The 24,091-nt window shown below is 66.4% G+C and carries 20 protein-coding genes; 6 read left to right on the top strand and 14 right to left on the bottom strand.

Features of this window, described 5'->3' with window-relative positions; genetic code table 11:
* Positions 1-65 precede the first annotated feature (65 nt).
* Positions 66-2,774, top strand: coding sequence for a TonB-dependent receptor (locus AC13FN_RS12885; RefSeq protein WP_482985279.1), 2,709 nt, complete (start codon positions 66-68; stop codon positions 2,772-2,774).
* Between the two features lie 111 nt (positions 2,775-2,885).
* The gene (locus AC13FN_RS12890) at positions 2,886-5,240 is read left to right on the top strand and encodes a beta-N-acetylhexosaminidase (RefSeq protein WP_482985280.1); all 2,355 of its coding nucleotides are present in this window, start codon (positions 2,886-2,888) and stop codon (positions 5,238-5,240) included.
* A 125-nt stretch (positions 5,241-5,365) separates the two neighbouring features.
* Here AC13FN_RS12890 and AC13FN_RS12895 read toward each other — a convergent pair whose 3' ends face one another.
* Positions 5,366-5,758 (bottom strand): VanZ family protein, encoded by a 393-nt coding sequence (locus AC13FN_RS12895; protein ID WP_049434260.1) that lies wholly within the window; start codon positions 5,756-5,758, stop codon positions 5,366-5,368.
* Positions 5,755-6,939 carry a class I SAM-dependent methyltransferase gene (locus tag AC13FN_RS12900; RefSeq protein WP_010480950.1) on the bottom strand — a complete coding sequence of 395 codons (1,185 nt, stop codon included), beginning with the start codon at positions 6,937-6,939 and terminating at the stop codon, positions 5,755-5,757. Before AC13FN_RS12900 ends, AC13FN_RS12895 begins: the two co-directional genes overlap by 4 nt.
* Positions 6,940-6,998: 59 nt before the next feature.
* Between AC13FN_RS12900 and AC13FN_RS12905 the strand changes: the two genes are divergently transcribed.
* A complete protein-coding gene (locus AC13FN_RS12905; protein WP_008265570.1) occupies positions 6,999-7,736 on the top strand; it encodes a pteridine reductase in 738 nt (245 codons plus the stop codon).
* A gap of 31 nt (positions 7,737-7,767) precedes the next feature.
* On the opposite strand, the gene folK is transcribed toward AC13FN_RS12905, so the two are convergent.
* Positions 7,768-8,253 (bottom strand): 2-amino-4-hydroxy-6-hydroxymethyldihydropteridine diphosphokinase, encoded by a 486-nt coding sequence (gene folK, locus AC13FN_RS12910; RefSeq protein WP_054172517.1) that lies wholly within the window; start codon positions 8,251-8,253, stop codon positions 7,768-7,770.
* Between the two features lie 93 nt (positions 8,254-8,346).
* Here folK and AC13FN_RS12915 point away from each other — a divergent pair, with 93 nt between their 5' ends.
* Positions 8,347-9,087, top strand: coding sequence for a proteasome-type protease (locus AC13FN_RS12915; RefSeq protein WP_482985281.1), 741 nt, complete (start codon positions 8,347-8,349; stop codon positions 9,085-9,087).
* Positions 9,088-9,167: 80 nt separating this feature from the next.
* Here the strand turns inward: AC13FN_RS12915 and AC13FN_RS12920 are convergent, their stop codons facing one another.
* The 4 genes from AC13FN_RS12920 to AC13FN_RS12935 form a co-directional block, all read right to left on the bottom strand.
* Positions 9,168-10,679: a hybrid sensor histidine kinase/response regulator gene (locus AC13FN_RS12920; RefSeq protein WP_010480961.1), complete on the bottom strand. Its 1,512-nt coding sequence runs from the start codon at positions 10,677-10,679 to the stop codon at positions 9,168-9,170.
* A 4-nt stretch (positions 10,680-10,683) separates the two neighbouring features.
* A complete protein-coding gene (locus tag AC13FN_RS12925) occupies positions 10,684-11,124 on the bottom strand; it encodes a response regulator (RefSeq protein ID WP_005411057.1) in 441 nt (146 codons plus the stop codon).
* Positions 11,121-12,938 (bottom strand): sensor histidine kinase, encoded by a 1,818-nt coding sequence (locus tag AC13FN_RS12930; protein ID WP_109814550.1) that lies wholly within the window; start codon positions 12,936-12,938, stop codon positions 11,121-11,123. The genes AC13FN_RS12925 and AC13FN_RS12930 overlap by 4 nt, the downstream gene beginning before the upstream one ends.
* 232 nt (positions 12,939-13,170) lie before the next feature.
* Positions 13,171-13,554: a BON domain-containing protein gene (locus AC13FN_RS12935; RefSeq protein WP_049429380.1), complete on the bottom strand. Its 384-nt coding sequence runs from the start codon at positions 13,552-13,554 to the stop codon at positions 13,171-13,173.
* 170 nt (positions 13,555-13,724) lie between these two features.
* Between AC13FN_RS12935 and AC13FN_RS12940 the strand changes: the two genes are divergently transcribed.
* Positions 13,725-14,768 carry an oxidoreductase gene (locus AC13FN_RS12940; RefSeq protein WP_401743639.1) on the top strand — a complete coding sequence of 348 codons (1,044 nt, stop codon included), beginning with the start codon at positions 13,725-13,727 and terminating at the stop codon, positions 14,766-14,768.
* 357 nt (positions 14,769-15,125) lie between these two features.
* On the opposite strand, the gene gnd is transcribed toward AC13FN_RS12940, so the two are convergent.
* The 7 genes from gnd to AC13FN_RS12975 form a co-directional block, all read right to left on the bottom strand.
* On the bottom strand, positions 15,126-16,031 hold the full coding sequence (gnd, locus tag AC13FN_RS12945) for a phosphogluconate dehydrogenase (NAD(+)-dependent, decarboxylating) (protein WP_019338841.1): 906 nt from the start codon (positions 16,029-16,031) through the stop codon (positions 15,126-15,128).
* A 10-nt stretch (positions 16,032-16,041) separates the two neighbouring features.
* Positions 16,042-17,280 (bottom strand): hypothetical protein, encoded by a 1,239-nt coding sequence (locus AC13FN_RS12950; RefSeq protein WP_482985283.1) that lies wholly within the window; start codon positions 17,278-17,280, stop codon positions 16,042-16,044.
* Positions 17,281-17,297: 17 nt separating this feature from the next.
* A complete protein-coding gene (locus AC13FN_RS12955) occupies positions 17,298-17,888 on the bottom strand; it encodes a DUF2242 domain-containing protein (RefSeq protein ID WP_049434270.1) in 591 nt (196 codons plus the stop codon).
* A 233-nt stretch (positions 17,889-18,121) separates the two neighbouring features.
* Positions 18,122-20,299 (bottom strand): carboxy terminal-processing peptidase, encoded by a 2,178-nt coding sequence (locus AC13FN_RS12960; RefSeq protein WP_032130309.1) that lies wholly within the window; start codon positions 20,297-20,299, stop codon positions 18,122-18,124.
* A gap of 278 nt (positions 20,300-20,577) precedes the next feature.
* On the bottom strand, positions 20,578-21,588 hold the full coding sequence (gene lipA / locus AC13FN_RS12965) for a lipoyl synthase (protein ID WP_049434271.1): 1,011 nt from the start codon (positions 21,586-21,588) through the stop codon (positions 20,578-20,580).
* 18 nt (positions 21,589-21,606) lie between these two features.
* Positions 21,607-22,317, bottom strand: coding sequence for a lipoyl(octanoyl) transferase LipB (lipB, locus tag AC13FN_RS12970; protein WP_482985282.1), 711 nt, complete (start codon positions 22,315-22,317; stop codon positions 21,607-21,609).
* Positions 22,305-22,583, bottom strand: a complete 279-nt coding sequence (locus AC13FN_RS12975; RefSeq protein WP_005411067.1) for a YbeD family protein — start codon at positions 22,581-22,583, stop codon at positions 22,305-22,307. Before AC13FN_RS12975 ends, lipB begins: the two co-directional genes overlap by 13 nt.
* A gap of 262 nt (positions 22,584-22,845) precedes the next feature.
* Here AC13FN_RS12975 and AC13FN_RS12980 point away from each other — a divergent pair, with 262 nt between their 5' ends.
* Complete coding sequence (locus AC13FN_RS12980; protein ID WP_029379720.1) at positions 22,846-23,919, top strand: lipid A deacylase LpxR family protein; 1,074 nt, start codon at positions 22,846-22,848, stop codon at positions 23,917-23,919.
* Positions 23,920-24,091 lie beyond the last annotated feature (172 nt).

Genomic DNA, 24,091 nt, shown 5'->3' on the forward strand with positions numbered 1-24,091 from the left:
CATGTCATCGCAACCGTAACCGAACACCGCCGCCGGCATCCAATCGAGTGATGAGGAGAGACATCATGAACACCCGCAAGACCCTGCTTTCGGCCGCCATCGTCAGCTGCATCGCCTTCAGTGCGCACGCGCAGCAGGCCGCCCAGACCGCCACCGACCTGGATACCGTGCAGGTCACCGGCATCCGTGGTTCGATGGAAAAGTCGCTGGACACCAAGCGCGAAGCCAATGCGCGCGTGGAAGTGGTCACCGCCGAAGACGTGGGCAAGCTGCCCGCGCACAACGTCGCCGATACCCTGCAGCGCCTGCCGGGCGTGAACATCAGCTCGTCCAGCGCTGACGAAGGCGGCTTCGACGAAGCCGACCGTGTCAGCCTGCGCGGCACCAGCCCAAGCCTGACCCAGACCTTGATCAACGGCCACACCGTCGGCTCGGCCGACTGGTTCGTGCTCAGCCAGGGCAACAACGTCGGCCGCAGCGTCAGCTACTCGCTGCTGCCGTCGGAACTGGTCAGCTCGGTGGAAGTGAACAAGTCCTCGCAGGCCAAGCTGCAGGACGGCGGCACCACCGGTACCGTCAACATCATCACCCGCAAGCCGCTGGAATTCTCCAAACAGCTCACTGCGGAAGGCTCCATCGGCATGGTGCGTTCGGACCAGGCCAAGTCCAACGACCCGCAGCTGTCGGCACTGTTCAACTACAAGAACGACGAAGGCAACTTCGGCGTGATGGTGCAGGCCTTCAGCCAGAAGCGCGAGCTGCGCCGCGAAGCGCAGGAAATCCCGGGCGGCTTCTTCCAGATCGATCCGAATGGCACCGTGGCCAAGTCCAACCCGGACCTGGCCGGCGTGTACGCGCCGGGCCTGCTCGGCTCGACCCTGTTTGAACAGACCCGCGAGCGCAAGGGCGGCCTGGTGTCGCTGCAGTTCAAGCCGATGGACAACCTGACCCTGGGCCTGGAAGGCTTCAGCTCGGAACTGAAGGCGAACAACTACAACCGCAACTTCATGCTGTGGGGCGGCCGCATCCTCAACGACCGTACCGTTGAAGATGCCAATGGCAACAAGATCCTGATTCCGGGCCAGGCCCCGAATCCGGGTTACGTCGTCAAGGATGGCGTGCTGTCCAACGCCACCTTCGCCGGCCAGGCCGACCGCGACTACGCGGTGTACGACATGATCTACCGCGAGTCGAAGGCCAAGACCAACTACATCACCTTCGATGCCGACTGGCAGATCAGCGACAACCTGGGCATGAAGTTCCAGGCTGGCAGCACCAAGGGCACCGGTGAAACGCCGCGCCAGTACATCGCCGAAGTCAACCTGGCCCGTGGTGGCGGCGCCACCTGGGCAACCCACGGCAACGGCTCGCCGATCGACTGGAACGTCGGTGGCAACATCGGCCCGAGCGGCGTGACCGACTTCGGCACCTGGGGCAACCAGCAGGTCACCGCGATCGACAAGGAAAAGTGGGCCACGCTCGATTTCAACCAGTACTTCGCCGACGCTGGCGTACTGAACTCGATCGATTTCGGCGCCCGCTTCGGCGACCACAAGCGCGAGGCCAAGTCGCCGGAAGGCGCAACCCCGGGCGCGATCTGGAATGCGCTGAAGAACGGCGCTACCGCCAACTTCCCCGGCGGCTTTGCCAACGGCATCGGTGGCAGCTTCCCGCGTGACCTGTGGTACTTCACCCCGGGTGCGCTGAAGGAAGCGGTGACCAACAACTCCACTTGGCTGTCCGGCAATGACGGCCCGACCGGCCGCCACAACTACGGCGCCGAGTGGAAGGTGTCCGAGAAGAACTTCGCCGCGTACGTACAGGGCAACTTCAGCGGCGACCGCTGGAGCGGCAACGTCGGCCTGCGCTACGTCAACATCAAGCAGGATATCGATACCTACGCCGCCGCCACCGGCTCGACCGTGCCGGACGTGAGCAGCCTGTTCGGCGCGTGGACCCGCGAAGCTTTCGAGAACAAGCACAACCGCGTGCTGCCGAGCGCCAACTTCAAGTACGACCTGCGCGACGACCTGGTGCTGCGCGTGGCCGCCTCGCAGACCCAGACCCTGCCGGACTTCTCGGCACTGGGTGCCTCGTCCTACGGTTCGGACCTGAACCGGACCGGCGGTGGCGGCAATCCGAAGTTGAAGCCGGTGGTGTCGACCAACTTCGATGCCAACCTGGAGTGGTACTTCATGCCGCGCGGCATGTTGTCGATCGGTGCCTACTCGATGCGCCTGAAGGACTACGTGGCCTTCAGCACCGAGAAGGAAATGCTGTTCAGCGAGCTGACCAACCGCCTCGAGGAATACAACATCTCCCGCCCGCGCAATGCCGATGGCAAGGTACGCGGCATCGAAGTGGCCTATGAGCAGCCGATCGGCGAGTACTTTGGCGTCAACGCCAACTACACCTACGCCGATGGCAGCACCGAACACACCTGGGCCGATGGAACCGACAACCTGCTCGGCACGTCGAAGAACACCTACAACGTGGGTGCCTACTTCGAGAACGATACCTTCGGTGCACGCGTCAGCTACACGCGCCGTTCGTCGTTCCTGATCGGCCTGTCCGGCGCCAACCCGTACTACCAGGATGACTTCGGCACCCTGTCGGCATCGCTGAGCTACAAGGCCACCGACTGGCTGAGCATCAGCTTCGATGCGCTCAACCTCAACAACCCGACCTACAAGTACTACCAGACCGCGGCGATCCCGACCTCGTTCTACAGCAACGGTCGCCAGTACTACCTCAACTTCCGCTTCAAGTACTGATCCAGCGGCGACAGCATCGCCGAGTCGTGCACGCACGCCGGGCCTGGGTCATTCCGGGCCCGGCGTTTTTCATGTATAGCGTTCATCGCACCGTTCCAAGGAGTCGTACCGATGGTCAAGCCTTCCCGCGCCCGGATACGCAGCGCAGTGCTGCTGGGCAGCCTGCTCGTCCTGTTGCCAGCACTGCCGGCACTCGCCGCCGATCCCACGCCTGCCGCTGAAGCACCCGGCCCGCAGCTGCGCGCCGGCAGCCTGATGCTGATTCCCGCCCCGGCCAACGTGCAGCGCGGCCAGGGCAGCGGCATCACTGTTCGCGCCGATACCGTGCTGCAGGCCGAAGGCGAAGCCGCGCAGCGCGTCGCCAACCAGTTCGCCGACCTGCTGGCCCGCAGCGGTGGCCCGCGCCTGGCACTGGCCAAGGGCAAAGCCAGCGCCAAGGCCGGCAGCATCCGCTTCCAGATCGTGCCGACGTTCCGCGACAGCGGTGAGGGCTACACGCTGGAAAGCACCGCACAGGGCGTGCTGGTGCAGGCCGGCAACGAAACCGGCCTGTTCTACGGCGCGACCACCCTCGCCCAGCTCGCCACCGGCGGCAGCAACGGCGTGCTGCCCGCGGTACAGATCCAGGACGCACCGCGCTTCAGCTGGCGCGGCTTCATGCTCGATTCCGCGCGCCACTTCCAGAGCCTGGACGAGATCAAGCGCGTGCTCGACGCAATGGCCGCGCACAAGCTCAACACCTTCCATTGGCACCTGACCGATGACCAGGGCTGGCGCATGGAGATCAAGCGCTACCCGAAGCTGACCGAGGTGGGCAGCTGCCGCCTGCCGGCCGGTGACGGCGGCATCGACCCGGTCAGTGGCCAGGAGCATCCCTACTGCGGCTTCTACACGCAGGAGCAGATCCGCGAGGTGATCGCCTATGCGGCCAAGCTGCATATCCAGGTGATTCCGGAAATCGACGTGCCCGGCCATGCCACCGCTGCGATTGCCGCGTATCCAGAACTGGGTTCGATCAGCACGCCGCTGAAGCCGATCAGCGAATGGGGCGTGTTCCCGAACCTGTTCAACGTGGAAGACAGCACCGTCACCTTCCTCGAGAACGTGCTGGAAGAAGTGATCGCGCTGTTCCCGGCCAAGTACGTGCACGTCGGTGGCGACGAGGCGGTGAAGGACCAGTGGGAAGCGTCGAAGCAGGTGCAGCAGCGCATGCGTGCGCTGGGCATCAAGAATGAAATGGCCATGCAGAGCCACATCATCAAGCGCCTGGAAACGTTCCTGGAGGAGCACGACCGGCGCCTGATCGGCTGGGATGAAATCCTCGAAGGCGGCCTGCCGCCGCAGGCCACGGTGATGTCGTGGCAGGGCACCGAAGGCGGCCTGGCTGCGGCCAGCGCCGGCCATGACGTGATCATGTCGCCGGTCGGCTACCTGTACCTGGATTACCTGCAGACGGCCTCGCCGAATGAACCACCGGGCCGCCCGACCCAGGTCAATCTCGGCAAGCTCTACAACTTCGAGCCGGTGCCGGCCGAGCTGGCCGCCGACAAGCGTGGGCACATCCTGGGCCTGCAGGCCAACATGTTCACCGAGCACACGCGCAGCTATGCACGCCTGCAGCACAACCTGTTCCCGCGCCTGGCCGCGGTGGCCGAGACCGGCTGGAGCACGCCGGAGCATCGCGACTTCCGCGATTTCCTCGCGCGCCTGCCGTCCCAGCTGCAGCGCTACCGTGCCTGGGGTCTGGCCTATGCGCAGACCCCGTTCGAGGTGGGCGTGGACTACACCGACAACCGCGCGGCCGACACAGTGACCCTGTCGCTGGCCAATCCGCTGGGTTATGAAGTGCGCTACAGCACCGATGGCCAACCGGTGACCGCGCAGTCGCCGCTGTACCAGCAGCCGCTGACCGGAAAGCTGCCAACCACCGTGCAGGCTGCCGCGTTCTACCAGGGCCAGATGCTGGCCGCGAAGCCGAGCATCGCCGCATTCACCGCGCAGTCGCTGCTCAGCCGCCGCAGCGATGAGCTGCTCAGCTGCGTGGGCAAGAAGGGGCTGGTGCTGCGCCTGGAAGACGATGGCCCGCGTGAGGGAACGCGTGCGGTGTTCAACGTGGACATCTTCCAGCCGTGCTGGCGCTGGCCGCAGGCGCAACTGGACGGCATCGGCAACGTGGAAGTGCGTGCGGGGCGTATTCCGTACTACTTCCAGCTGGCCCACGACGAACCCAAGCGTCGCTTCGAGAAGGCCAAGCGCGCGCATGGCGAAATGCAGGTGCGCCGTGGCGACTGCAGCGGCAAGGTGCTGGCTGAAGTGGCGTTGCCCGCCAAGCCCGATGCGGATGGCTTCGTGACGCTGCGTGCAGCGCTGCCGAAGGGTACACAGGGCACCGATGACCTGTGCATCAACTTCACCGGCGATACGCGCCCGGCGATGTGGGTGCTGGATGAGGTCACGCTCAGGTAGGTGCCAACCTTGGTTGGCGCTTTGCGGCCGGATCCACGCATGGCGTGGATCTACTGTAGAGCCGAGCCCATGCTCGGCTGCTTTTCAACCGGAAAGCCGAGCATGGGCCCGGCTCTACAGGAACCTCACCCGCGCCAGCGCAGCAGCAGGTCGCGCATCGGGGTCAATGCAGTGGCCATACCGGCCAGCACGCCAATCGTGTTGGCGACGGCATCCATCGGGTCGGCCATGCGGTTGCTGGTCAGCGCGCCCTGCGCAAATTCGATGCCGATCCCCATCAGCACCAGGCCCACGCCTACCCACAGCAGCGGACGCCCGCGGCGGAACAGCTGCACCGCGCTGCCGGCCAGGATGAAATAGGCGAGGAAGTGTTCGCCCTTGTCGCTGTTTTCCGGCAGCGGAATCGGCGGCGGCGGGATCAGGCAGACCACGATCACCACCAGCACCGCCAGCGCCCACAGCGCGCCCCACAACCGCGGCCGCCGCAGCGGCTTGATCACCGGCAACACCTCACTCACAGGCGCCAGCTCAGGTCACCCAGCTCGAAGGCCGGCTCGAAGTCGACGCCACGCTGCAGGCCGATGGCCTGGAAGCGCTCGCCCATCTCGGTCGGCAAGGTCAGCTTCTTCACCTGGTCGCGCAGCTGGATGCGGCCGACCTCGTCGGTGCGTTCCTCGGCCAGCAGCAGCACCTGGTCCAGGCCGTTGCCGAGCAGGAAGCTGGCCTGGCTGCAGTAGCCGGCCAGCTCGAAGCCGCCGTGCATGCCGGCCTCGGCCATCGCCGTGAAATCCACCGACGCGGTGATGTCCTGCAGGCCCGGCCAGCGGTGCACGTCGTTGTGCACGTGGTGGCGGTAGAACGCACGCACGGTACCATCGTCACGGTCGTGCTGGTAGAACTCGCCGCGGTTGTAGCCATAGTCGACGAACAGCATCGCGCCGCGCTGCAGGCCGCCCGCCACCGCCTGCAGCCAGTACGGCAGCTGCGGCAGCACCTCGGAACGGTAGCCTTCGGCGAAAGGCTTCTCCAGATAACGTTCGATGTGGCGCACCGCACCGTTGAGCAGGATGTCGGCCGGCTGCGCGCCGCGGATGAAGTTGCCTTCGGCGTCCAGCTCGACGGTTTCCTCGTAGACCTCGCCATCGCGGATCAGGAAGCGCGGTGTCGGCAGCGCGTCGATCACTTCATTGGCAAACACCACGCCTTCCCAGTCCTCCTCGAACGGACGGTCGACCCAGTCCACGCGCGCGGCCAGCTCGGCCGGCAGGTTCTGCTGCAGGCGCTGCTGCTGGCGCTCGCGCAGGTCGGCACTGGGCTCAAGGATGGCGTAGCGCGAGGGCAGTGCGTCCAGCTCGGCCAGGCGCAGCAGCACCGCCTCGGCGAAGGCGCCGGTACCGCCACCCAGTTCCAGCATCCGCGCCTGCGCACCCAGCTGCGCGAACACCGGTGCCAGCGCATTGGCCACGCTGCCGGCAAACAGGCTGCCGAGCTCGGGCGCGGTGGTGAAGTCGCCACTGCCACCGAACTTGCTGGCGCCGGCGCTGTAGTAACCCCAGCCAGGGGTATACAGGCACAGCTCCATGAAGCGCGAGAAGGGCATCGCCCCGCCCTGCGCAAGGATCTCGGCGCGCAGGGCGGCCGCCAGCTGGTCGCTGTGGGCCAGGGCATCGGCTTCGGGCAGGGGGAAGGTGGGCTGCATGGCGTCTTCGAATGCGGTGACAATGGTGCACAGGATAGCCGAGCCTTGGAGGACCCTCGATGAGCGATACCCACCCCGTGGTCCTGATCACCGGCAGCGCGCGCCGGATCGGTGCGGCCATCGCCCGCCAGTTCCACGCCTGTGGCTGGTCGGTGGTGCTGCACGCCAACACCTCCAGCGCCGAGCTGCAGCAGGCCGCGTTCGATTTCGACAACGTGCGCCCGGGCAGCGTGCTGGCCCTGCAGGCCGACCTGCGTGACGCCGACGCCCTGCCTGACCTGGTGGAACAGGCCGTCACCCACTTCGGCCGCCTGGACGCGCTGGTCAACAATGCCTCCAACTTCTTCCCCACCCCGCTCGGTCAGGTCACCGCCGAGGCGATGGACGAGTTGTATGCGGTCAATGCACGCGCGCCGCTGCTGCTGTCACAGGCCGCCGCGCCCTACCTGCGCCGCCAGCAGGGCTGCATCGTCAACCTGACCGACCTGCACGGCACCGACCCGATGCGCGACCACATCGCCTACACCATGGCCAAGGCTGCGCTGGAAATGGCCACCCGCTCGCTGGCGCTGGAGCTGGCGCCGAAGGTGCGGGTCAATGCGGTGGCGCCCGGCGCGATCCTGTGGCCGGAACAGGGCAAGGACGATTTCGCCCGCGAGGCGCTGCTGGCGCGCACGCCGCTGGCGCGGATCGGCACGGTCGAGGAGATTGCCGAAGCGGTGTACTGGCTGGTGGCCGAAGCCAGCTTCGTCACCGGCCACACCCTGCGCGTGGATGGCGGGCGCACGGTAAGTTGAGGTAGTGCCGGCCGCTGGCCGGCAACCTCCCTCATTCCAGGTCCACCACCTCGAACGCCTCGCCAAACTGCGTGTGCGCACGCCACAGCGTGGCCAGGTCCAACCCGCTGACCGGGTCGATGAAGTCCGGCGCGATGTCGGCCAGCGGCTTCAGCACGAAGGCATGCTTCAGCTCCGGGCGTGGAATGCGCAGGTGGCCGGGGCCTTCCACCACCAGGTCGCCGTAGAACACCACGTCGATGTCCAGGGTCCGGTCGGAGAAGCGCGGCCCGCTGCGGTCGCGGCCGTGCGCGTCTTCCAGCGCATGCAGCCAGTCGTCCAGTTCCTGCAGCGGCAGGTCGGTCTCGATCGCCACGGCATTGTTGAGGAAGGCCGGGCCGTCGAAGCCGACCGCGGCAGTACGGTAGGCCGGTGACACCTGCAGCGCACCGAAGCGCTCGCGCAGGGCCGTCACCGCGGCGTGGAGGTAGCGGCGGGGCTGGACGTTGCTGCCCAGGCTCAGGAGCGCGGTGGTCATGCGTTCAGGTGACGGCACTTGGGGGGGGGCGTGGACATGCCGTCGTCACGGCGGCCTGCCTACAATCCGGGACGCACATGATAGGGCACCGACATGACCTATTGCGTTGGAATCGAGGTGGACGAGGGCCTGGTCTTCGCTGCCGACACCCGGACCAATGCCTCGCTGGACGATGTGCGCGTGCACCGCAAGCTGCACGTGTTCGAGTACCCCGGCCAGGCAGCCTACGTGCTGATGGCGGCTGGCAACCTGGCCACCACCCAGTTGCTGGTGTCGCGCCTGGGGCGCGACGCCAGTGAACGACGCACGCCCAACCTGCACGACATGACCCACCTGTTCGAGGCTGCCGAGTATGTCGGCCAGCTGCTGGTGGACAGCCAGGTGCACAGCAGCCACAGCGAGCACGGCCATGACGGGGTCAACACCCAGGCCACGTTGATCTTCGGCGGCCAGATCGCTGGCGAGCGGCCGGGCCTGTACATGGTCTATCCACTGGGCAACGCCATCGCTGCGTCGCCGGAGACGCCCTATCTGCAGATCGGTGAGTCCAAGTACGGCAAGCCGATCCTCGACCGCATCCTCAGCCCGGCCACGCGCCTGGAGGATGCAGCGCGCACGGCGATCGTCTCGCTGGACTCCACCATCCGTTCCAACCTGTCGGTGGGCCTGCCGATCGATCTTGCGCTGCTGCGCGACGGTGAGCTGCGCATCGGCCAGCAGCTACGGCTGGGCGCGGATTCGGCGTTGTATGCCGACATCCATCAGAACTGGTCGCGGCGGCTGGAACAGGCGGTGGACGCCCTGCCGCGGTTCCCCTGGGAAACTGTCCTGTAGAGCCGGGCCCATGCTCGGCTGTCGAGGTCAATGCGAACAGCAGCCGAGCATAGGCTCGGCTCTACAGAACCCCAGCGGCATCAACCCAGCGCTTCGGCCACCGCGCGGAAGACCTGCTGCATCTGCAGCGGCTTGCGCAGCACATGCACCTCCACACCGGCCGGGAATGCATCGGCCGAGACCGGCACCGCAGGGTCTTCCAGCACCAGCGCCGGGCCGCGATAGCCCAGTGCTGCCATCTCGCCCAGCAGCTGGCTGGCCGGCAGCAGCTTGGAGCCGGCGTCGGCGATCACCAGTGCCGGCAACGCCTCCTGCTGCATCCAGCGCAGCGCAGCCGGGCCGTCGGACGCCAGCTGCAGCTGGTAGCCCTGGCTGGACAACGCATTGCCCAGCAGCGACAGGCGCGTGGCTTCGCCATCGACCACCAGGATCGACTGGCCACTGCCCAAGGCCACCAGCTGTTCGATCGGCTCACTGCCATCAATGGCGTCGTGCATCGGCAGACGCAGTTCGAAGCAGGTGCCCTGCCCCGGCTGGCTGCTGACGTGGATGCTGCCGCCGGCGCCTTCAACAATGCGCTTGCAGGAGATCAGGCCCAGGCCGGTGCCATCGGCCTTGGTGGTGAAGAACGGATTGAACAGATGCGACAGCGTGTCCGCATCCATGCCGATGCCTTCGTCGGCGACCCGGATATGCATCCAGTCCACGCCATCGCGCTGGCCGGCATGGCTGGCGGTCAGGCTCAGGCGACCGCCGTTGGGCATCGCCTGGATCGCGTTGAGCGCCAGGTTCAGCATCACCTGCTGAAGTTCGGTGTAGTTGGCATCGACCACCAGGCCTTCGTCCTGCACCTGCAGTTCCAGGCGCACGGCGTCGGGCACGTTGCTGCGCAACAGCAGCGCCACCGCATCGAACAGGCCATCGATCTCGATGCGTTCGCTCGGCTTGCGCGAACCGCGCACGAACGACAGCATCGATTCGGCCATCTCATGGCCACGGCGGCCGCACTCGGCGATGACATCGGCCAGATGGTGCAGCTGCGGATCGTCGGTTCGCGCCTTCAGCAGGTCCGGCATGATCAGCAGCGGCTGCAGGATGTTGCGCAGGTCGTGGCTGAGGCCGGCGGCGAGCAGCGACAGGCTTTCCAGGCGCTGTGCGCGCATCAGTTCGGTTTCCACCCGTGCGCGCTCTATGGCGCTGCGGGCATCGCGGATCGCACGCGCCACCGCCGACGGCAGGCGCGCCGGCAGGTGCTTGATGATGTAATCGTTGGCGCCCTTCTGCAGCGCCGCCACCGCGTTCTCCTCACCCATGGTGCCGGAGACGAAGATGAAGGGCACTTCCGGTGAGGTCTCGCGCACGATGCGCAGCGCATCGTCACCGGAGAACCCCGGCATGCTCAGGTCGGACAGCACGATGTCCGGCTGGAACGCGACCAGTGCCTGGCGCAGTTCGGCCTCGCTTTCGACGCGCTCGAAACGGGCCTCCAGGCCCGCATCGAGCATCTGTTCGGACATCAGCTCGGCATCTTCCGGTGAGTCCTCCACCAGCAGGATGCGCAGCGCCCCGAGGGCGGGACCGGTCAGGGGCATGGGCTCACTCGAGTTCCGGTGCCTGGTTGATCAACGCCCAGAACTTGCCCAGGGTCTGCACCGCGCCGAAGAACTGGTCCACGTCCACCGGCTTGACCACGTAGGCGTTCACGCCCATGTCCCAGCTGCGGGCCAGGTCGCTTTCCTCGCGCGAGGACGACAGGATCACCACCGGCAGGCGCTTGAGCTCTTCGTGCTCGCGGATCTGCCGCAGCACTTCCAGGCCATCCATGCGCGGCATCTTGATGTCCAGCAGCAGCACCGCCGGCAGGCCTTCCTCACGGTTGGCGAAAGCACCACGGCGCAACAGGTAGTCCATCACCTCCACGCCATCCTCGACGTGCACGATGGGGTTGGCCAGACGCGCCTCTTCCAGGGCGTCGATCGCCATTTCAGCATCAGCCGGGCTGTCTTCGGCGAGAAGAATGGTGCGCAGAGTGGTCATGCAGAAGGCCCTTGTTTGTCCGCATCGGTCGCGGGAGGCAGGTAGAAGTGGAAAGTGGCGCCGACGTCCGGTTCAGCCTCGGCCCAGATACGGCCACCATGGCGGGTGAGCACGCGGCGCACGCTGGCCAGGCCGATGCCGGTACCCGGGTAGTCGCTGGCCTTGTGCAGGCGCTGGAAGACACCAAACAGCTTGCCGGCGTAGGCCATGTCAAAGCCTGCACCATTGTCGCTGACCGTGAACTGATGACCGCCGTCAGGCTGCGGCTGGTAGTCCACGCGGATCTTCGCCGGTTCGCGGTTGCCCGAGTACTTCACCGCGTTGCCGAGCAGGTTCAGCCAGACCTGGCGGATCATGTTCTCATCGCCCACCACGATCGGCAGCGGTGCGATGCTCCACTCCACATGGTGCGCATGGCCGCTGTTCTCGGCCTCGGCCTGCAGGTTGGAATCGAGCATGGCACGGGTATCGGCCACCAGCGACTGCATGTCCACCGCCTGCTGGCGCATTGCCGCGCGGCCCAGCCGCGAATAGACCAGCAGGTCGTCGATCAGTGCCGCCATGCGCCGCGCCGAACTGGAGATCACCTCCAGGTAATGGCGGCTCTTGTCATCGGCGGCGTCGCCCAGATGGCGCGACAGCTTGTCGGAGAATCCGGCCACGTGGCGCAGCGGCGCGCGCAGATCGTGCGAGACCGAATAGCTGAAGGCTTCCAGCTCCCTGTTGACCTCGGACACCTGCGCAACCTTGCCTTCCAGCTGGCGGTTCAGTTCCTCCACCCGCAACTGCACGGCACGCTGCACGGTGACGTCGCTGACCGTGAGCAACACCACTTCGTCGTCGGTGTCCGGCAGCGGCATGCGCCGTGCGTTGAGCAGCATGTAGCGCACCATGCCATCGGCAGCGCGCTGTTCATGCTCGAAGTCCCACAGTTCGCGGCCGCGCAACAGCACATCGGACAGTCGCTGGCGCATCACGGGATCCTTCCACGCGCCGTCGCCGACAGTGTCCAGCAACAGGCCATCGGCGCGTTCATCCTGCAGCCCGTACAACTCGGCGAAGGCAGGGTTGTGCAGCTGCACGCGCAGGTCGCGGTCGAGCAGGACGATCGGTTCACGCACGGTCTGCAGCACCGAGGCTGCACGTGCGGCCGAGCGCAGCGACTGCCGTTCGGCATGCAGGCGTCGACCAATCTGCCGCTGCAGCAGCCACAGCACCAGGCCGAGCAGCGACAGCTGGATCACCAGCGAACTCCACGATACCAGCTCGGTCTGCTTGCGCTGGCGGGCAGCCTGCTCGGCACGCTGTGTCAGCAGTTTCTGCTCGCTGGCCTGCAGTTCCTCCACCAGGCCACGGATCGGATAACGCGTGCTCAGATCCTGCACCAGCTCGCGCTGATCACTGTTGGGCTCGGACTTTGCCAGTTCGCGGGCAAGCGCCATGCGCCCTTCCAGCATCGACTCGATGCGGCCGATGCGGATCAGCTGATCAGGATTGTCGCGGGTCATCCGCCCCAGTTCAGCCAGGCGCCCGGGAAGGTCATTGGCTTTGGCCATGCGCTCGCGCAGGCCAGGTGCGTCCACGCCCTTGGACAGGGTCAGCGCAGCCGATTCGACGTCGCGTACATCGGCCTGCAGCTGTTGCAGCGCCACACCGACGGCCTGGGTATGGTTGACCCAGGCCATCGCCTCTTCGCTGTCCTGCTGCAGTTTGCGCAGGGTCAACCACGGCACCACGATGATCGCGGCAGCGGCCAGCGCCAGGGCCGGCAACCGCCAGCGGTCCCAGATGTCGTCACTGAAAACCAGCGCCATAGTTCCTCGTCAGCACAGCCGCAAAGCGTCTGCCGTTACCGGCCCCACTGCGGCGGAACCGGCAATATAGCGCAGGCGGTCACAACTCTGGAATTTCCAGCGCGGTTGGCTGAATGGGTTCGGAATTCGATGCTGTAGAGCCGAGCCCACGCTCGGCTTCCTTGGAGTTCCAGCCGAGCATGTCTCGGCTCTACAGGTCAGTGGGCGCCCCGCATGGGGGCGCCCACCGGGGTCAGCGCTTGGCAGCAGCACTGACCTTCAATGCAGCGGCATCGACGCGGGTCACGCCCTTGATGCCCTTGGCGGTGGTGACCGCCTTGTCCTTCTCTGCCTGGGTGGCCACGGCACCGCTCAGGCTGACCACGCCGTTCACGGTTTCCACCTTGATTTCGGTACCCGGAACGTTGCTGCTGGCAAGCAGGTCGGCCTTCACCTTGGTGGTGATCCAGGTATCGGTCACCGGCTCATTGGAATCGTGGCGATCAGCATGGGTCGCCGGATGCGCACTGGTCGGCGGGCTCTTTGCGGCCGGGTCCTTGGCAAATGCGGCCGAGGAGGACAGCGCCAGGCCCAGCGTCAGGGCGGAGGCAATCAGCGTGCGGGTCGTATTGCTCATCGTGTCGTACTCCTTCGGAATGTGCTGCCAGTCTGGACAAACCGACGTAGAGCAGGCGTGGCGTTGCGGTCATGCCGCCGTGAATCGGGGCATCTGCAACGACAACCGTTCAGCTTTGGCCCGTGGCCCCGCGTCGTTTACCCTGCCCTTCCCACTGCCGGAGCTCTGCCATGCGCCCCGACCTGCATCTGGCCCTGATCGGCTACGGCCTTGCCGGCCGCGTCTTCCATGCACCCCTGATCCAGCACACGCCGGGCCTGGTGCTGCACAGCATCGTGAGCTCACAGCGCGACACGCTGCTGCGCGCGTTCAGCGACGTGCACGTGCGTGCCACGCCGCAGGAGGTGTTCGACGATCCGGCCGTGGATGCCGTAGTGATCGCCACGCCGAATGAACAGCATGCGCCGCTGGCGATCGCGGCACTGGCTGCGGGCAAGCATGTGCTGGTCGACAAGCCGTTCGCGCTGGACGTGGCCGAAGCGGAAACGGTATTGGCTGCGGCACGCGATGCCGGACGCATCGCCACCGTGTTCCAGAACCGGCGCTTCGATGCCGACTTCCTCACGCTGCAGGCGCTGCTTGCGGACGGGACGCTCGGCGACATTGCCGAGTGCCATGCGCACTTCGATCGCTACCGTCCACAGGTACGCGACCGCTGGCGCGAACAGGATGGTCCCGGCAGTGGCCTGTGGTACGACCTGGGCCCGCATCTGCTGGACCAGATGCTGGTGCTGTTCGGCTGGCCCGAGGCGGTCGATGCCGATCTGGCCGTGCAGCGCGAAGGTGGCAGCGGCATCGATTACTTCCACGCGGTACTGCACTACCCGCGGCATCGCGCGATCATCCATTCCGGTTCGCTGGTGGCGGCGCAGACGCCGCACTTCAGCGTGCATGGCAGCAAGGCCAGCTGGATCAAGCACGGCCTGGACGTGCAGGAGGCGCAGCTGCGCCGCGGTGTGGCACCCGGTGCGCCGGGCTGGGGTATCGATCCGCGGCATGGTGAGCTGGTGCGCTGCGATGCCGAAGACAACGTGCAGCGCACGACGGTCGACAACCTGCCCGGTGACTACCGGCGGCTGTATGCACAGTTCGCGGCGGCGATGCATGGCGACGGAGAAGCCACGGTCAGCCCGGTGCAGGCATTGCAGCTGATGCGGCTGCTGCAGGCCGGCATGGACAGTGCGCGCGAAGGGCGGCGAATCGCGTTGGGGTGATCGGCAGGGCTGCGCCCTGCACCCGCAGAAGCGGTAGTGCCGGCCGCTGGCCGGCAACCTCAACAGCAACAGCAAAAGCCGGCTATCCGTGGGATGGCGGGGTGGGTCCGGTTGCGGGGGACGCCGTAAACCCTTCCCTGGGGGCTTGGCCGCGGCATCCATGCCGCGGACACCCCCGCAACCGGACCCACCCCGCCTTCGACAGTTTCCCGCGGCTGTTGGTGGGTGCCGACCGTTGGTCGGCACAGTAGATCCACGCCATGCGTGGATGGCGTGGAAATGATCGGAATGCGCTCGTGTAGCCTCATGGGGTCGGAGCCCTTTCCTGCGGAAAGGGCTTCCACCCCGGCTTCGTGCTTACGACTTCTTGATCGCGTGGCCGCCGAACTCATTGCGCATCGCCGACAACAGGCGGTCGGTGAACGAATTGGATTCACGCGAGCGCAGGCGTTCCAGCAGCGACAAGGTGATCACCGGTGCCGGCACGTCAAGCGCGATCGCTTCGGCCACGGTCCAGCGGCCTTCGCCGGAATCCTCCACGTACGGCGCGATGCCATCCAGCGACGGATTGCGCTTGAGGGCTTCGGTGCTCAGGTCCAGCAGCCACGAGCGCACCACGCTGCCGTGGCGCCACACCTCGGCCACCTGGGCCAGGTCCAGCTCCATCTCCTGCTTGCGCTCCATCAGCGCGAAGCCTTCGGCGTAGGCCTGCATCATTCCGTATTCGATGCCGTTGTGGACCATCTTGGTGAAGTGGCCAGCGCCGGACGGGCCGACACGTGCCCAGCCACGGTCTTCGGCCGGTGCCAGCGTGCGCAGCAGCGGTGCGATCTGCTCCACCACCGAGGCTTCGCCACCGACCATCAGGCTGTAGCCTTCCTGCAGGCCCCACACGCCACCGCTGGTGCCGCAGTCGACGTAGCCCAGGTCATCCTCGGCCAGCGTCTTGGCGCGGCGGATCGAGTCCTGGTAGTTGGAGTTGCCGCCGTCGATCACGATGTCACCTTCGGCCAGGTGCGGGGTCAGCTGGCCCAACGTCTGGTCGACGGTTTCGCCGGCCGGCACCATCAGCCACACCACGCGCGGTACCGGCAGCGCCGCCACGGCAGCTGCCAGCGAATCGACCACTTCCAGGCCGGCCTCGGCGGCGCGCTGGCGGGCGCCTTCGCCCGGGTCGTAGCCAACCACGCGGTGGCCGCCGCGATGCAGGCGCTGGGCCATGTTGGCGCCCATGCGGCCGAGGCCGATCATTGCAATGTCCATTGTTTCACCTTCAGTTGGGGTCTAGGGTCAGGCTGCCTGGCCTGCCGGTAGCCGCGCAGTGGCGCAGCTGCGCCTCGCGCCAACGCCGGTAGAGCGTGGTATGCAGATTGTGCACCGCCAGGTCGATCGAAAACGGCGTTCGTGGGTTGCGATCAAGCAGGCGGGCGACGTGGTAGCCGATGGGACGTATACCGCGTGGGTGCACATAGATCACGAACTGCTGGTAGAACGGATCGTCCAGCAGCTGGTCCATGCGTGCCAGCGTGGCGTGGTAGCGCGGTTCCAGCCGTGCACGAAGGTCCGGATCGCGCTCGAACAGCAGGCGCTCGAAGTAGCGCTGGCCGATACGCGGGATGTCCTGCGCGAGTTTCCATAGTTCGACATTGCGCTGGTCGTACCAGGCCAGGCCGCCGTGCGCAGCCAGGGCCTGCGCGGCCTCTTCGCCCACCGACACCACCACGAAATTTTCGGCCTGGTTGCTCAGGTCGTCCAGCGTGCCCTTGTCGTACACATGTTCGATGAAACCGGGCACGCCGACGAACGCCTGCCGCCCCATCGCCGAGGTACGCACCGCCTTGCCATCAGCGAAGAAGTCGCCGGCATGCGCGCCGAGCAGGATGCTGTCGGTCCCATGCAGAGCGAGGAAGGTGCCGATCGACAGCTCATCCGCAGCGAACTCCGTATCGAACGCGGCATCACCATACAGCTCTCGTTGCGTAGCCAGCTGCGCGACCTGGCGGCCGACCCCGCACTCGGCACGCACGGCACCGCTGTAGAACGCCTGCAGCGCCTGACTGTTGCCTGCACTGGGCACGAAGCCGCGGCCGAAACTGCGCGTGCGCTGCCAGCCTTGCGCGCGCGGCCCCTGCAGGCCGAAGCCGATCCAGCCCAGCTGCGGGCCGGAGAAGCGGAAGGTGGGGTTGGCCTGCAATGCCGAGGCTGCACGTTGCGTGGCTGCGCCCAACTGGAAGGCATAGGCACAGACCGTCGCAGGGTCATCCAGCAGCTCCTGCAGCACTTCCTGGCGGGCCGCAGCGGGCATTCCGGCCGGCCACTGCACGCGCAGATCGCCCGCCGCCTGTGCTTCAGCCAGCGACGCGCGCGCGCATACCGGACCGCCGTACACCTGGGGTGCACTGACCATGGCCTCGTCGAAGCGCCATCCAAGCCGCTGCAGCAGGCCTTGCCTGCAATCCGGCGCCATGGCCGCGCTGCCCAGCGCAGGCGCCAGCAGCAGAACCACGCCGATCAAACTGGCGCGCACCCTCAACTCTGGTCCGTGCTGGCCGGTGCAGGTTCCGGTGGTGCGGCCGGAGGTGGTGCGGGTGTGCCTGCAGTCGCCGGCAGGTACTGCTGCAGGCGCTGGAAGAAGCGCTGATAGAACCCGGCATCGGTGACCGTGCTGCTGGCCACTTTCACCAGCGAGTCGTCATTGCTGCCGAACGGCAGCGACACCGAGCCCAGCGCACCGACGCCGACACTGGCTGACGTTGGGCTCTTCTTCAGCGCATAGCGGTCCTGCACCGCGCTGACGAATACCAACGTCTGGCTGCCACGCGGCGCGCAGGAAATGCGCAGCACCAGCTGCTCGTGGTCGTCTTCGCGCGGCTGGAAGTTCTTGTTGCCCTCCACCTGCGCTTCGTCGGAACGGGCGATGGCGTAGCCCTGGCTGAGCAGGGTGCGCCGCGCCGCTTCGCAGGCGTCGCCCGGGCGACCGTCGACCGTACGCGAGAACGTGTCGCCGGAATCGAAGGATTCGCGCAGCAACGTGCTGTCGGCGGCGCGGCCACCACAGGCCGACAGGATCAGGGCGCTGCCAAGCGCCACAACAGCACTGGAAAGACGGGAGGCCCGCATGGGTACTCCTGCGAGGACGTTACCGCCAAGGGTAGTCCTGCGGCCGTGTGCGGCGGGTCGAAACCGGCATGACCGGGCCACCCCGTTGCTGCCTGTTCATGCACAAAAAAGGGACGGAGGGGATTAAGTCGTTTGTGGCATGTGGCACAAGCGACTTAATCCCCTCCGTCCCCATTTCAAGCAGAAGGGCCGGCAATGCCGGCCCCTCGGGTATCTCACATGCCGCCTCCGGCTCAGTCCGCCCAGCGACCGGCGCCGGTGGACTGCGGCAGCACCTGCGCCGACAGCGGGCGGTCGTTGGCCAGCAGGTTCACCGCATCGGCCAGGATCGAGGCCGACTCGCGCAGCAGCGGGTCAGGACGCTTCTCGGCAGCCTTCTCGCGGGCGGCATCCTTGACGATGTCGCGCTCGTTGCCCGTCAGGCCGTCGTCGTTGCTGTCATCGGCCAGCGGGTCCAGGGCCAGGCCCAGTTCCTTTCGCATCGCCTGGCGCTCCTTGCGCTGGGTGTCCTGGCGCTCACGCTCGGCGCGGCGGGTGGCCTCGTTGAGCGAGATGTACTTCTTCGCGGCCTCGGTGCGGAACTGCTGCACGTCCTCGTTCCACCACTGGAATTCCTTGTCGGCGGCAATGCGCGCGTCATGGCGGGTTTCCAGCTTCGGCAGCAGCGGCGCGAAGTTGCCGTACTGGGTGTGCGGCACGGCGGCGATGCGGGTCCACGGCAGCGCGTTGTCGTAGGTGCTCTCGCCGAACTCGGTGGCATCGACGCTGGCCGGGAAGGCCAGGTCCGGCACCACACCCTTGTGCTGGGTGCTGCTGCCGCTGATGCGGAAGAACTGGGCGATGGTCAGCTTGACCTGACCGAAGCGCTGGGTCTCACCGCTCGGCCAACGGTCGAGGTCGACGATGTTCTGCACCGTGCCCTTGCCGAAGCTGGTCTCACCGATCACAAGGCCACGGCCGTAATCCTGGATGGCACCGGCGAAGATCTCCGAAGCCGAGGCCGAACCGCGGTTGATCAGCACCGCCAGCGGGCCATCCCATGCCACGCCCTGGTTGCGGTCGCTGTTGACGGTGACGCGGCCACCGGACTCGCGCACCTGCACCACCGGGCCCTGCTCGATGAACAGGCCGGTCAGTTCAATGGCTTCGTCCAGCGAACCACCGCCGTTGTTGCGCAGATCCAGCACCACGCCATCCAGCTTGTCGTTCTTGAAGCCGGCCAGCAGCTTGGCCACGTCGCGGGTGGCCGAAGCGTAATCGGCCGCATTGCGGCGACGGCCTTCGAAGTCCTGGTAGAAGGTCGGCAGCTTGATCACACCGACCTTGCGTGCCGGCTCGCCGTTGGCGGCCGGAATGGTCATGGTCTCGCCCTTGGCAGCCTGTTCGGCCAGGCGCACCTTCTGGCGGGTCAGCACCAGGGTGTGGTGCTTGCCGTCGGCACCTTCAGCGGCCGGAATGAACTCCAGCTTGACCTGGGTGTCCTTGGCGCCACGGATCTTGGCCACGACATCGTCGATGCGCCAGCCGATCACGTCCTCGACCAGGCCGGACTTGCCCTGGCCGACGCCGACGATACGGTCACCCGGCTTCAGCGTGCCGTCCACCGCAGCCGGACCACCGGCGATGATCTCGCGGATCACCACCACGTCGTCCTGGCGCTGCAGCTGCGCACCGATGCCTTCCAGCGACAGCGACATCGCCTGGTTGAAGTTCTCGGCGGTGCGCGGGGTGAAGTAATCGGTGTGCGGATCGACCGCGCTGGTGTACGAATTCATGAAGAACTGGAAGACGTCTTCACCCTTCAGTTCATTGACCGACTTCTCCAGCGTCGCGTAGCGCTTGTCCAGCGTCTTGCGGATGTCGTCCGGCTTCTTGCCGGCCAGCTTCAGGCGCAGCCAGTCGTTCTTCACCGACTTGCGCCACAGCTCATCCAGTTCGGCGCTGCTGGCCGCCCACGGCACCTTCTTGCGGTCGTATTCGAAGCGCTCGTCGGTGGTGAAGTCCGGCTCCTGCTTGAGCAGCTTGCGCGCATAGGCCACACGTTCGCCGACGCGCTGCTTGTAGACCGCGAACACCTGGAACGCCGGCTCCAGCTCGCCGCCACGGATGGCCGAGGAGATGTTGGCTTCGAACGGCGCGAAGCGCGCCACGTCGGCCTGGGTGAAGTACTGCTTGCCGCCGTCCAGCGTCTCCAGGTAGCGCTTGAACACGTCCTTGGAGGTGGCCTCGTCCAGCGCACGCGGGCGGTAGGCGTAACGGCTGTCGGACAGCAGGCCGTACACCAGCTTGGAGGTGGTCACCTGATCGGCGGTTGCCGCGGCGGGCAATGCCGGCGAGTCGGCCTTGGCCGCCAGCGCCAGCGGCGCGACCAGCGCCAGGGCCATCAGGAATGCGGGGGCTTTGAATTTCATTGACGTGCTCGAAGGCGCCTTGCCAAGGGGGAGACTGCGTGGTGTTCAGACACCACGACAGTGCCGAAAGTTGCCGGGTTTGTCACCCGGCCGCGCTCGGTGGAAAACCAGCCTAGCGGGGCCGGTGTAGCAAATTGTGAATGCATGTAGAGCCGAGCCCATGCTCGGCTGGCCGGCAGCAAGCAGCCGAGCATGGGCTCGGCTCTACGGCAGGCAGAGGTGTGGGGGCCCCCCCGCCGCCCCCCCCCGGCCAAAAAGGACCCCCCCCCCCCAGAGTGTCAGGAAACGCCAGCGCCCTTGGCCTGCACGTCGGCGTGGTACGACGAGCGCACCATCGGGCCGGAGGCCACGTGGCTGAAGCCCAGCTCGTAGCCGTAGACTTCCAGCGCCTTGTAGTCCTCGGGCGTCCAGTACTTCAGCACGGGGTGATGGTGCGCGGTCGGCTGCAGGTACTGGCCGATGGTGATCATGTCCACGTCGTGCGCGCGCAGGTCACGCAGGGTGGCCTTGATCTGTTCGAAGTCTTCGCCCAGGCCCAGCATGATGCCGCTCTTGGTCGGCACGTCCGGGTGCTGCGCCTTGAAGTTCTTCAGCAGGTTCAGCGACCACTGGTAGTCCGCACCCGGGCGCACGTTGCGGTACAGGTCCGGCACGGTTTCAATGTTGTGGTTGAACACATCCGGCGGGTTCTGCGCCAGGATCTCCAGCGCGCGTTCCATGCGGCCCTTGCCGCGGAAGTCCGGGGTCAGCACTTCGATGCGGGTACCCGGCGACTTCTCGCGGATGGCGCTGATGCAGTCGACGAAGTGCTGGGCACCGCCGTCGCGCAGGTCATCGCGGTCGACGCTGGTCACCACCACGTACTTCAGGCCCATGTCGGCCACGGTCTGGCCGAGGCTGGCCGGTTCGTTGGCATCCGGCGGCTTCGGGCGGCCGTGGGCCACGTCGCAGAACGAGCAGCGGCGCGTGCAGACTTCACCAAGGATCATGAAGGTGGCGGTGCCATGGCCGAAGCACTCGTGGATGTTCGGGCAGCTGGCTTCCTCGCACACCGTCACCAGGCGGTTCTCGCGCAGCTTGGCCTTCAGGTTCTGCACGGCGTTGCCCGAAGGAATGCGCACGCGGATCCAGGACGGCTTGCGCAGCACCGGCGCGTCGGCGAACTGCACCGGCGAGCGGTTGATCTTGTCACCGCCCAGCTGCTTGACCCCGGCCTGCAACGGCGCGGCGGACGGAGAGTCGCCCTGCACGATCTGCAGGGGAATGGAACGGGCGGTGGTTTCAGTCATGGCAGTTCCGGGGGGCGGTCAGGCGGCCGCAGAAAGATCAGGCAGTTCGGGCGTGGGCTGCAGCAGCAGGCCAAACTGGCGGGCCAGGTGGTCCAGCAGCACCGGCTTGACGGCCTCCATCCCGGAGGGCCCGCCCAAGTCTACTACCGAGGTCACCTGCAACCCCTGATAGCCACAGGGGTTGATACGGTGGAAAGGTTCCAGGTCCATGGCCACGTTGAAGGCCAGGCCATGGAAGGTACAGCCGCGGCGCACGCGGATGCCGAGCGCGGCGATCTTGGCGCCACCGACGTAGACGCCCGGGGCGCCCTCGCGGCGTTCGGCACCGATGTTCCACTCGGCCAGGGTATCGATGATGGCCTGCTCGATGCGGCATACGTAGTCGCGCACACCGAGGCCCAGCCGTGGCAGGCGCAGCAGCGGATAGACCACCAGCTGGCCGGGGCCGTGATAGGTCACCTGGCCACCGCGGTCCACATGCAGCACCGGAATCTCGCCCGGCGCCAGCACGTGCTCGTCCTTGCCGGCCTGGCCCAGGGTGAATACCGGGTCGTGCTCGACCACCCACAGCTCATCGGCGTCGGCCTCGCTGCGCTGATCGGTGAAGCGCTGCATGGCCCGCCACACCGGCTCGTACGCCTGGCGGCCGAGGTCGCGGACCAGCGCCGGACGCGGCGCGCGGTCTTCCGGGGCGGCTTCGGCCGGGCAGCTGTCGGCTACAGCGTCCACTTCACTTCCGGATGGTCGCGCAGCGCCTGGTGCGCCAGGTCGTACTGTTCGCGGCTCTCGGCCTTGAACACGATGCGGACGGACACGTACTTGCCGTTGGAGGAATGCTTCCAGCTGATGCGTTCATTGACGACATCGATGCCGGCAGCCAGCAGCAGGCGGGGGAGCTCATGTTCCAGGCCGCGGTTGGCCGGGCCCATGGCACTGAGCTCGAACTGGCCGGGGAACTGGAAGCCGTGGTCGGGGTTGTCGGACTTGATTTCCATGCCCCCATTATCGGGCCGCAGGGCAACAAACCCAAGAGTATTCATCAACGTCAAACAGTGCACCGGTGAGTCGCTGCGTTGCAGCTGAACGGCCGTTCAGCATCAGCCTTGGCCCCATCGCGCACCGCAGGACAGTGCAGCATTGTCTTCACGAGACAATGTCGTTTTCGGAACAGACAAGTGATCCGAACGCGCTCGTTCCATCACGTTCGCGCGAGTACCGTGTCGCAGCATATAACGACAGACAGAAACAACTTCTCCCATGAGCCCCCCTTCCCAACGCCGCCTTGCAGCCCTCGGGCTGTCCGGCCTGCTGGCTGCTGCCCTCCCCCTTGCCGCCCAGGCGGCCGAACAATGTGGTCCGGACGCAATGCGCGACCACCCGCCGCAGGTCAATTTCCGCGTCGACAATGACCTGTTCGGCGGCCGCCACCAGGACCAGGGCTACACCAACGGTGCACTGTTGACCCTGGTCTCGCCCAATCTGGTCGATTACACCGACGACCCCTGCCTGCCGCGCATGGCGCGCTGGGTGAACCAGTACCTGGAAGGGCTGCACCCGGGCAAGTTCGAACAGCAGAACATGATCTTCAGCATCGGCCAGGGCATCTTCACGCCGACCGATTTCAGCCGCAGGGACCTGATCGAGGACGACCGCCCTTACGCTGGCGTACTGATCGCAAACTTCGGTTTCAATGCGCGCAGCGGCGACCGCCTGCAGACCACCCAGCTGACGCTGGGCGTGGTCGGCCCGTGGGCACAGGGCAAGCAGGTGCAGAACGCCGTGCACGACGTGCTGGGCGACGAGAAATTCAAGGGCTGGGACAACCAGCTGCACAACGAGCCGCTGTTCATGCTGACCCATGAGCGCATGCGCCGCTGGCCGGGCGATGCCAGCGTCAATGCCGACGGCTGGGGTTGGGACGCCATCAGCCACTACGGTGGATCGATCGGCAACCTGGAAACCAAGGCCAACCTCGGCGGTGAAGTGCGCTTCGGCTGGAAGCTGCCGGACGACTTCGGCAGCACGCCGTTGCGCCCGGCCGGCGAGAACACTGCGCCGACCCGCGGCGGTCGTCCCAATGGCTGGTCCTGGCACCTGTTCGCGACCTCGGACGCTGCCTGGGTGATCCGCGACATCACACTGGACGGCAACACGTTCCGCAACAGTCACAGCGTGGACAAGCGCCATGTGGTGGCTTACGGCGGCTACGGCGTGGCCGTGATGTACGGACGCTGGAAGTTCGCCGCGGCGCGTTACCACAGCACGCGCGAGTTCAACGGCCAGCGCGAAGCGCCGGTGTTCGGCAGCTTCACCATCAGCCGGTCGCTGTAGGTAGGTGCCGACCGTTGGTCGGCACACCGGTTGATGGCAACGACAGTCGAGCATGGCTTGTATGTTCCTCCCGGCTCCTACGCTGTATGTAGGAGCCAGGGTGGAGGGACCGTCAAGCATGCATCTGCGGATACCAGCCGACAGACGAGTCGAGCGATCCCCATCCCGCACA

This window comes from Stenotrophomonas sp. 115C5 (genome assembly GCF_056861055.1).